We start from the raw sequence: 9114 nt of genomic DNA, 5'->3' as shown, positions 1-9114 counted from the left end.
AGTCGGAGCGGGGCCTTCGGCCGTGTTCGGGCCGTCCCGCCGGACCCGAAGCCCGGCGGGGCGGAGCGCGCCTAGAAGTTCGAGATGAAGACCTCGCTGTTGCGCTTGACCATCGAGCCGGCCGCCGGGTCCTGCTTGCCCACGTTGGCGGGGATCAGCGGGATCATCCGGTTGTTGACCCGCAGCCCCGCGGCCTGGAGCGCGCGGCCCGCGTCGTCCGGGTTCATCCCCGTCACCGGCGGCACCTGGACCAGGTCCGGACCCTTGGACAGCACCACCACGATCTTCGTCCCGTACTGCACGTTGGTGTTGACGCCCGGCACGAACGACATGATCCGACCCTGCGGCACGGTGTCCGAGAACTGCGGAGTCGGGTCCGCCTCGACCGTGACCCCGGTCGCGGGCAGGAACCGGGCCTTGGCCTCGTCCAGGCTCAGTCCGGTCAGGTCCGGCACCACGGTGTCCGGGCCCCGGCTGACCGTCAGGGCGACCACGCTGTCCCGCTGCAACTGCTCACCGGCGGCCGGTGTGCTGCCCACCACCGTGCCCGGCGGCTTGGGACTGGCCACCTTGGTCTCGGTGCCCGGCTTGAGCGCGGCGTCGGCGAGTGCCTTCTTCGCGTCCTCCAGCTTCAGGTTCGCCAGCGCCGGCACCACGTGCCGCTCCGGGCCCTTGGACAACTTGACCTTGATGGTCGATCCGCTCGTCACGTTCTTGCCGGGGGCCGGGTCGGTGGAGATCACCGAGCCCTTGGCGACGATCTCGTTGAACTCCCCGTCGCCCACGTACTGCACCTTGAGGCCGGCGTTCTTGATGCGCTTCTCCGCGTCGGCCTGGGTCATGTTCAACACCCCGGGCACGTCGGCGTAGCGGCCCGAGCCGTACCACCACGCACCGCCGCCGATCGCGGCCGCCACGAGCAGCACGACCGCCAGCACGAGCACGCCCCGCGACGGCCCGCGCCGGCGCCGTCGGCCGGGCAGCGCCGGCTGGTGGGGATACCCGCCGCCGGCGGCCTGGGCCGGCACCCCCGGGGCGGCGGCCGGCGCGTAGACCTGCTGCTCCTCGGAGTAGGGCTCCTCGTAGCCCCCGCCGTAGCGCGCCTGCTCGTCGTCCATCGAGTCGACGCTCAACCCGAGCGGCGCCAGATGCGGCGGCAGCATCACCTCGCCCGCCCGGAACACGCTGGTGGCGTTGTCGTTGATCGGCTCGGGCGGCGGCGGCAGGCGCAGTGCCGCGCCGAAGTCCAACTCCGCGTCGGGCATCGCGTGCCGGGTCCGGCGGACCAGACCGAGCAATTCCTCCGCGTCGCCGGGCCGCTGCTCCGGGTCGCGCACGGTGGCCGTGCGCACCAGCGTGTCCAGCGTGGTGGACAGGCCCGGCACCGCGTGCGAGGGCGGCGGCACGTCGGTGTGCACGTGCTTGTAGATGACCTCGACCGCGGTCGCGCCGTGGTGCGGCTGACGGCCGGTCAGCATCTCGTAGAGCACCACGCCCGCCGCGTACACGTCGGAGCGCGGGGTGGACTCGCCGCGTTCGACCTGCTCGGGCGCGAGGTAGGCGACCGTGCCGACCAGGACCTTGCCGGTCGCCGCGGTCGCGGTCGTGGTGGTCGCGCGGGCCAGCCCGAAGTCGCCGAGCTTGATCCCGCCGTCGTCGGAGATCAGTACGTTCTCCGGCTTGACGTCGCGGTGCACGAAGCCCGCCCGGTGTGCGGCGGAGAGCGCGGCGAGCATCGGCTCCAGCACCCCGAACGCCTCGCGCGGGGTCATGTTGCCCAGGTCCTGGAGCAGTTCGCGCAGCGTGCGGCCCTCGACGTATTCCATCGCGAGGTAGGCGACGGTGCCGTCGGTGCCCTGGTCGAAGACGTTGACCACGTTGGGATGCGACAGCCGGGCGGCGGCCTTCGCCTCCAGGATGAAGCGGCGGGTGGACTCGGGGTCCTGGGCGAGCCCGGCGTGCATCACCTTGAGGGCGACGACGCGATCGAGCCGAGTGTCGAGCGCCCGGTACACCGTGGCCATGCCACCTGCGGCAACTCGGGCATCGACCCGGTATCGACCGTCGAGCAGCCGCCCGACGAGCGGATCATTCAAGGTCGTGTCCATGTTCAGGAGTGTAGGGTCCACTGCCTCGTGGACGCCGACGGTCTTCCCCATGGTTCCCCCGTCGCCGGGCCGACGCGGCGCACGGGGCCGGTGCGGCTCAGAAGGCGGGATGTTCGGGGCTTGCGTCCAGCATGCCGGCCATGGGTGACGACGCGTGCGCGTGGTGCCGCATCGGGATGCGCCCGGCGCGGTACGCGAATCGGCCCGCCTCCACCGCGTGCCGCATCGCCTCGGCCATCAGCAGCGGCGACTGCGCCCGGGTGACCGCGGTCGCCAGCATCACCGCGTCGCAGCCCAACTCCATCGCGAGCGCCGCGTCGGAGGCGGTGCCCAGACCCGCGTCGAGCACCACCGGAACGCCGGCCTGCTCGGTGATCAGTCGGATGTTGTGCGGATTGCGGATGCCCAGACCCGAGCCGATCGGCGAACCCAGCGGCATCACCGCCACACAGCCCACCTGTTCGAGCCGGCGCGCGAGCACCGGGTCGTCGTTGGTGTACGCGAGCACCCGGAAGCCGTCGTCGACCAGCCGCTCGGCGGCGTCCACCAGCTCGACCCCGTCCGGCAGCAACGTGCGCTCGTCGGCCACGACTTCGAGCTTGACCCAGTCGGTCTCCAGCGCCTCCCGGGCCAGCCGCGCGGTGAGCACCGCCTCGCCCGAGGTGAAGCACCCGGCGGTGTTCGGCAACACCCGGATGCCCAGGCGGCGCAGCACGTCGAGCACCGAGCCCGCCGTCCCCGGGTCCACCCGGCGCATCGCCACCGTGGTGATCTCGGTGCCGGACGCGATCAGCGCCTGCTCCAGCACCTCCAGGCTCGGCGCACCACCCGTTCCGGTGATCAACCGCGACGTGAAGGACTCCCCGCCGATCACCAGCGTGTCGTCGGCCATCGTGGTCACCCTCCCTGTACGGCGGTCAGCACCTCGACGCGGCTGCCCGCGTCGAGCACGGTCTCGGCCCACGCGCCGCGCGGCACCACGGCCTCGTCGACCGCGACCGCCACACCCTTTGCGGCGGTGGTCAGCGTGGCCACCAGGTCGGCCACGGTGGTGCCGGTCGCCACATCGCGCCGGTCGCCGTTGACGGAGACCTCGATGCTCCCGATGTCGTCGATGTCGGTCATGCCATCACCTTCCGGGCGGCGCTCGTCGTGAAACGGTCGGGCCCGAAGGGCGCGATGAGGTCGGGGGTGGTGCCGTGGGCGAGCACGTCGGCCACGGTGTCGGCGGTGATCGGGGTGAGCAGGATGCCGTGTCGGTAGTGGCCGGTGGCCACCACCAGACCGGCCAGCGCGGAGCGGCCCAGGATCGGCGCGTTGTCCGGGCTGCCCGGGCGCAGCCCCGCGAGCGTCTCGACCAGCGGCAGCTCGGTCACGCCGGGGACGAGTTCGTGCGCGTCGCGGAGCAGTTCGTAGACCCCGCCCGCGGTGACCTCGGTGTCGAACCCGAGGTCGTGTTCGGTGGCGCCGATCACCAGTTCGCCGTCCACGCGCGGGACCAGGTACATGCTGCCGCCCTTGACCACGCCCCGGATGTTGCGGGACAGCAGCGGGCGCAGCGCCGGCGGCACGGCCAGCCGCAGGATCTCGCCCTTGACCGGACGTACCGGGGGCACCGCCTCGGGCGGCAGGCCCGGGATCCGCGCCGAGCGGCACCCGGCGGCGAGCAGTACCTGATCGGCGGTCAGCGCCCGCCCGTCGCGCAACCGCACACCGTACGCGCGCTCGTCGGCGACCAGGACCCGCTCGACGCCCTCGCGCACGATCGTCACGCCCGCCCGCGCGCAGGCCGCGAGCAGCGCCGCGACCAGGACGCGGTTGTCGATCTGGTGGTCGTCCTCGACGTGCAGGCCGCCGGTGATCGCCGGGGACAACATGGGTTCGAGGCGGCGGCACTCGCGGCTGGTCAGCCAGTCCGAGCGTAGGCCGAGGCGTTCCTGGTAGGCGTGCAGGTCCTTGAGCACCGCCCGGTCGTCCGCGTCCAGCGCGACCGCGATCGTGCCGCACGCGCGGTAACCCGAGGGCAGCCCCGCGGCGTCGGCCAGTTCGGCGGCGAACTCCGGGTAGCGCCGGGCGGATTCGATGCTCAGCCGGAGCAGGCTCTCCTCCCCGTACTGGAGTTCGGAGACGGGCGTGAGCATGCCCGCCGCGGCGTGCGAGGCGCCGGTGCCGGGGGCGGGGTCGACCACGGTGACCGCGAGGCCGTGCCGGGCGCGGGCGCGCCAGGCGATCGACAGTCCGACGACGCCCGCGCCGACGACCACGACGTCGACGCCCGGGGGGCCGGCCGTGCCGGTGTTGGACATGATGAGCAGAACTCCCTTCGCCGGTATGACCCGGATCAGGTTCGGACGGTCGGGGGCTCGCAGCCCCCCTCTCAGCCCGGTCTCACCGGGCTCCCGTGACCTCTCCACACTACGACACGTCCCGGGCGCCATCCGGGGTGCCCGAGCGGTGCCCGCCGATCTCCTTGACTGAGTCAAGACCCTGCCCGTCGGCGACCCGGGCACGCGTCATAGGCTGCCCCGCATGGACAACGTGCTCGTCGTGGGTGCCGGCATGGCCGGCCTGCAAACCGTGGTGGCGCTGCGGGAACAGGGGTACGCCGGGCGCGTCACCCTGCTCGGCGCCGAGGCGCACGCGCCGTACGACCGCCCGCCGCTGTCGAAGGAGGTCCTGGCCGGCAAGACCGACGACACCTCCTTCGAGGCGGACTGGGCCGCGCTCGACACCGAGGTGCTGTTCGGCCGCACCGCCACGGGGCTGCGCGAGGGCGCGGTGGACACCGACGCGGGGCCGATCGCCTACGAGCGCCTGGTGATCGCCACCGGATCGCGCGTGCTGCACCTGCCCGGCGCCGCCGAGGTGCCCGGCGTGCATGTGCTGCGCACCATCGACGACGCCCGCGCGCTGCGCACCGCGCTCGTGCCCGGCGCGCACGTGGTGATCGTCGGCGCGGGTTGGATCGGCGCCGAGGTGGCCACCGCCGCGGCCGCCGCGGGCTGCCCGACCACCGTGGTCGAGGCGCTGCACGCCCCGCTCGCCGGGCCCTTCCCCGACGAGATCGGCGAGCGCTTCGTGCCCTGGTACGCCGAGGCCGGCGTGGAACTGCTGCTCGGCGCGCGGGTGGATCGCCTGGAGCCGGGCGCGGTACACCTGACCGACGGTCGCCGGCTGCGCGCCGACGCGATCGTGGTCGGCATCGGCGTGCGCCCGGCCACCGACTGGCTGGCGGGATCCGCCGTCGCCCGCACCGCGCGGGGCTTCGTCGAGGTGGACGAGTACCTGGCCACCTCGATGCCCGGGGTCCACGCGGTCGGCGACTGCGTCGAGTTCCCGTCCGCCCGCTACGGCACCCGGATGCACGTCGAGCACTGGGACAACGCGCTCCAGGCGCCGCGCGTGCTCGTGGCCAACCTGCTCGGCGGCGAGCAGGCCTACGACCCGGTCCCGTACTTCTGGTCCGACCAGTTCGGCCGCATGGTGCAGTACGTCGGCCGGCACGGCGAAGGCGACGAACTGGTGTTCCGCGACGCCGGCGAGGACGGCAAGTGGTCCGCGGGCTGGTTCGCCGGCGACCGGCTCGTGGCACTGCTCGCGGTGGCCCGCCCACGTGACCTCGCCCAGGGCCGCAAGCTCGTGCAGCTGGCCACCCCGGTGGACCGGGAACGCTTCGCCGACCCGGAGAACCCGCTCAAGTCGACGGTCCGGTGACGGCGCCGGCAGGCGGGGCCGGCCGCGGAACCTAGACTTGGCCGGATGAGCGAGATCGACCCGAAAATCGAAGCCCTCGTCCCCGCCTGGGTGACCCTCCCCGAGATCGCCGAGATCCTCGGTGTGGACATCCTCAAGGTCCGGCAGCAGCTCAAGGAGCGCAAGTTCCTCGCGGTGCGCCGCGGCGAGCACCGGGCGCTGCAGGTGCCCGCCGACTTCTTCCAGGACGGCAACATCGTCAAGGGCCTCGTCGGCACGCTGACCCTGCTGGCCGACTCGAACTTCTCCGACGAGGAGGCGCTGGAGTGGCTGTTCACCGCCGACGACACGCTGCCGGGCACGCCGGTACAGGCGCTGCAGGAGAACCGGATGACCGAGGTGCGGCGACGCGCCCAGGCGCTGGCGATCTGAGGCCGGGCCGATGACGAGCCGTCAGGAACGGTTGGCCGACGCACGCCTGTACCTGTGCACCGACGCGCGGGAGCGGCAGGGCGACCTGCCCGCGTTCCTGGACGCGGTGCTCGGTGCGGGCGTGGACATCGTGCAGTTGCGGCAGAAGGGCCTGGAGGCCCGACCGGAGCTGGAATACCTGGAGGTGTTCCGGGACGCCTGCCGCCGACACGGGAAGCTGCTCGCGGTCAACGACCGGGCCGACGTCGCGCACACGATCGGCCCCGACGTGCTGCACCTGGGACAGGACGACCTGCCGGTCCCCGCGGCCCGGGCGATCATCGGCGGCGACGTGCTGATCGGGCGCTCCACGCACGCCGAGGCCGAGGTGGACGCGGCGCTCGTGGAGCCGGGGGTGGACTACTTCTGCACCGGACCGGTGTGGCCGACCCCGACCAAGCCGGGCCGCCCCGCGCCGGGCCTGGACCTGGTGCGGTACACCGCCGCGCTGCGCCCGACCCGGCCGTGGTTCGCGATCGGCGGCATCGACCCGACCAACCTCGACCAGGTGCTGGCCGCCGGGGCGACCCGGGTGGTGGTGGTCCGGGCGATCACCGAGGCCGCGGACCCGGCCGAGGCGACGGCCCGGTTCGTCGAACGGCTGACCTCGGGCTGACCTCGGGCCGACCGGCCGTGCCCGAACGGCGGTGTACGCGGTTCGGGTGTCGTTCGGCGCGTACGGCCGCGGGCTCGGCTCGGTGCGGTGGGTGGGCCGGCACGATGCGGGACATGTCCGGTGCCCAGCGGCGCAATCTGATCGTCGTCACGGTGCTCGCGCTCGTCGCGGCACTCGCGTTGGTCTTCGCGCTCACGCGCGGCGACGGCGACGGGTCGCGTTCCGGCGGGGCGACCCGGACGCCGGCGGCGTCCACCGCGGCCGGCACGTCCGTCGGCACCGCGTCGGTGTCGGGCCGCGGCGACACCGCGTCCGCGCGCCCCACCTGGGTGCCCGCCCGGATGCGTACCGTCGCCGCCGGCGACCTGCCCGCCGAGGCCCGCGAGACGCTGGCCCTGATCGCGGCCGGCGGCCCGTTCCCGTACTCCCGCGACGGCATCGTCTTCGGCAACCGGGAGAAGCTGCTCCCCGGCAGACCCGACGGCTACTACCGCGAGTACACGGTCCGCACCCCCGGGTCCGCCGATCGCGGCGCACGGCGGATCGTCACCGGAAAGAACACCGAGCGCTTCTACAGCGACGACCACTACGCGAGCTTCGCGGCCGTCCTGCCCTGACCCGCGACGCGGTGTGCGCCGATCGGGTGGTTGGACTCGCGGATGGCGCATTCCGGCCGAGTCGGATCGATCCGGCGGCCAGACTGCCGAGATGGACACACCCGACGTCTCCTTCCGTCCGGGGTCCGCAGAGGATGCCCGAGCCCACGACCTGCCGCACCCCGCGACACCCACGACGACGCCCGGCCGAACCCGGATCCCGAGCCCTCGGCCCGCGACCGGCGCCCCCGCGACGCCGGCGCCGCGCCCGAGCGCGACACCGGACAACGGGGGCGCGCTGCTGTTCCCGCTGCTCGTCCTCGCCGCCGTGATCGGCGGGATCTACCTGGTCGGCCGCAATCCGCCGCAGGCGCTGTCCGAGGACGCGGACGAGCACCCCGCACACCCGCACCGGGGACGGATCGCCGAGCCCGAACACCACCGGCCCGCGGCCCTCGGCACACCGTTCGCGCTCGCTCCGGACACCCCGACCCGCCCGCTCCTAGACGCTGCGCACCGTGGCGGCGTCGACCAGCTCGCGCAGCACTTCGCGCGCGTCCTCGGCGATCGGCGCGCCGGCCAGGGCGCCCAGGGCCCGCGAGGTCAGGTCGGTGATCATCGTCTCGACGTCGGCGAGCGCGCCGGTGTCCTCGATCACCGCGCGCAGCTCCTTGACCCCGGTGTCGCTCAGCGCCGGATCGCCGACCAGCGCGGTGAGCACCTCGCTCTGGGCGGCGTCGGCCCGCTCGCCGGCCAGCGCGAGCAGCACGGTCCGCTTGCCCTCGCGCAGGTCGTCCCCGGCGGGCTTGCCGGTCCGCTCGGGGTCGCCGAAGACACCGAGCACGTCGTCGCGCAGCTGGAAGGCCTCACCGAGGGGCAGCCCGTAGGCGGAGTAGGCGGCGAGGGCGGCCGGGTCGGCGCCGGCGAGGGCGGCCCCCACGTGCAGGGGGCGCTCGATCGTGTACTTGGCGGACTTGAACCGCATCACCCGTCGTGACCGCTCGACCGAGCCGCCGCCCATCGCCTGCTCCAGCACGTCGAGATACTGGCCCGCCATCACCTCGGTGCGCATCACGTCGAACAGCGGCTTGGCCGCGCGCAGCGCCCGGTCGTCCACCCCGCTGGCGCCGAACATCTCGTCGCACCAGGACAGGCACAGGTCGCCGAGCAGGATCGCCGCCGCCGAGCCGAACGACTCGCCCGAACCCGTCCAGCCGCTTTCCCCGTGCAGCCCCTCGAACCGGCGGTGCACGGCCGGCTTGCCGCGCCGGGTGTCGCTGCTGTCCATCAGGTCGTCGTGGATCAGCGCGCTGGCCTGGAGCAGCTCCAGCGCGGTGGCCGCCACCACGATGGCCTCGTCCGCCTGTCCCGGACCGGCGATCCCGCGCCACCCCCAGTAGCAGAAGCCGGGGCGCAGGCGTTTGCCGCCGTCGAGCACGAAGTCGTTCAGCGCCGCGGTGACCGGGACCATGCCCTCGCCCACGTCGGCGAGCACCCGCGCCTGTCGGTCCATGAACTCGCCCAGCGCGGCATTGATCCGCTGCCGGAGGCCGCCCCGGTCCAGGGGGTGTACGGGGAAGGATTCGGCAGCCATGGAGTCTTCCGTCGAAGGCGGGAAACGAACAGGAAA

General features: G+C 73.5%; 9 protein-coding genes and 1 riboswitch. Of the genes, 4 read left to right on the top strand and 5 right to left on the bottom strand.

Translation table 11 applies throughout. The features are described from left to right. Window positions 1–71: 71 nt before the first annotated feature. The 4 genes from pknB to thiO all read right to left on the bottom strand — a co-directional run bounded on the left by pknB (window position 72) and on the right by thiO (window position 4414). Entirely contained in the window at window positions 72–2108 is a 2037-nt protein-coding gene (pknB, locus tag ACFRCG_RS40225) for a Stk1 family PASTA domain-containing Ser/Thr kinase (RefSeq protein WP_380040896.1), read from the bottom strand. A 97-nt stretch (window positions 2109–2205) separates the two neighbouring features. Next, complete coding sequence (locus tag ACFRCG_RS40220) at window positions 2206–3000, bottom strand: thiazole synthase (RefSeq protein ID WP_380040894.1); 795 nt, start codon at window positions 2998–3000, stop codon at window positions 2206–2208. A 5-nt stretch (window positions 3001–3005) separates the two neighbouring features. Beyond that, window positions 3006–3233, bottom strand: coding sequence for a sulfur carrier protein ThiS (thiS, locus tag ACFRCG_RS40215; protein WP_078977569.1), 228 nt, complete (start codon window positions 3231–3233; stop codon window positions 3006–3008). After that, window positions 3230–4414 carry a glycine oxidase ThiO gene (thiO, locus tag ACFRCG_RS40210; protein ID WP_380040892.1) on the bottom strand — a complete coding sequence of 395 codons (1185 nt, stop codon included), beginning with the start codon at window positions 4412–4414 and terminating at the stop codon, window positions 3230–3232. The genes thiS and thiO overlap by 4 nt, the downstream gene beginning before the upstream one ends. Next, window positions 4410–4521, bottom strand: a riboswitch (TPP riboswitch). (Overlaps the previous gene by 5 nt.) Window positions 4522–4637: 116 nt before the next feature. Between thiO and ACFRCG_RS40205 the strand changes: the two genes are divergently transcribed. The 4 genes from ACFRCG_RS40205 (at window position 4638) to ACFRCG_RS40190 (ending at window position 7505) form a co-directional block, all read left to right on the top strand. Next, window positions 4638–5822, top strand: a complete 1185-nt coding sequence (locus ACFRCG_RS40205) for an NAD(P)/FAD-dependent oxidoreductase (RefSeq protein WP_380040890.1) — start codon at window positions 4638–4640, stop codon at window positions 5820–5822. Window positions 5823–5867: 45 nt separating this feature from the next. Continuing rightward, on the top strand, window positions 5868–6233 hold the full coding sequence (locus ACFRCG_RS40200; RefSeq protein ID WP_380012671.1) for an Rv2175c family DNA-binding protein: 366 nt from the start codon (window positions 5868–5870) through the stop codon (window positions 6231–6233). A gap of 10 nt (window positions 6234–6243) precedes the next feature. Then, window positions 6244–6888 carry a thiamine phosphate synthase gene (gene thiE / locus ACFRCG_RS40195; protein WP_380040888.1) on the top strand — a complete coding sequence of 215 codons (645 nt, stop codon included), beginning with the start codon at window positions 6244–6246 and terminating at the stop codon, window positions 6886–6888. A gap of 104 nt (window positions 6889–6992) precedes the next feature. After that, on the top strand, window positions 6993–7505 hold the full coding sequence (locus ACFRCG_RS40190) for a ribonuclease domain-containing protein (RefSeq protein ID WP_380040886.1): 513 nt from the start codon (window positions 6993–6995) through the stop codon (window positions 7503–7505). 481 nt (window positions 7506–7986) lie between these two features. Here ACFRCG_RS40190 and ACFRCG_RS40185 read toward each other — a convergent pair whose 3' ends face one another. Continuing rightward, on the bottom strand, window positions 7987–9078 hold the full coding sequence (locus tag ACFRCG_RS40185) for a polyprenyl synthetase family protein (RefSeq protein ID WP_380040884.1): 1092 nt from the start codon (window positions 9076–9078) through the stop codon (window positions 7987–7989). Window positions 9079–9114 lie beyond the last annotated feature (36 nt).

The organism is Embleya sp. NPDC056575, from assembly GCF_042793325.1.
GTDB lineage: Bacteria > Actinomycetota > Actinomycetes > Streptomycetales > Streptomycetaceae > Embleya.
This window is presented reverse-complemented; position numbering and strand designations above follow the sequence as displayed.

Bases quoted from the DNA above. Each gene is read 5' to 3' on its own strand.
- pknB (WP_380040896.1), bottom strand. From the start codon at position 2,108: ATGGACACGACCTTGAATGATCCGCTCGTCGGGCGGCTGCTCGACGGT.
- ACFRCG_RS40220 (WP_380040894.1), bottom strand. From the start codon at position 3,000: ATGGCCGACGACACGCTGGTGATCGGCGGGGAGTCCTTCACGTCGCGG.
- thiS (WP_078977569.1), bottom strand. From the start codon at position 3,233: ATGACCGACATCGACGACATCGGGAGCATCGAGGTCTCCGTCAACGGC.
- thiO (WP_380040892.1), bottom strand. From the start codon at position 4,414: ATGTCCAACACCGGCACGGCCGGCCCCCCGGGCGTCGACGTCGTGGTC.
- ACFRCG_RS40205 (WP_380040890.1), top strand. From the start codon at position 4,638: ATGGACAACGTGCTCGTCGTGGGTGCCGGCATGGCCGGCCTGCAAACC.
- ACFRCG_RS40200 (WP_380012671.1), top strand. From the start codon at position 5,868: ATGAGCGAGATCGACCCGAAAATCGAAGCCCTCGTCCCCGCCTGGGTG.
- thiE (WP_380040888.1), top strand. From the start codon at position 6,244: ATGACGAGCCGTCAGGAACGGTTGGCCGACGCACGCCTGTACCTGTGC.
- ACFRCG_RS40190 (WP_380040886.1), top strand. From the start codon at position 6,993: ATGCGGGACATGTCCGGTGCCCAGCGGCGCAATCTGATCGTCGTCACG.
- ACFRCG_RS40185 (WP_380040884.1), bottom strand. From the start codon at position 9,078: ATGGCTGCCGAATCCTTCCCCGTACACCCCCTGGACCGGGGCGGCCTC.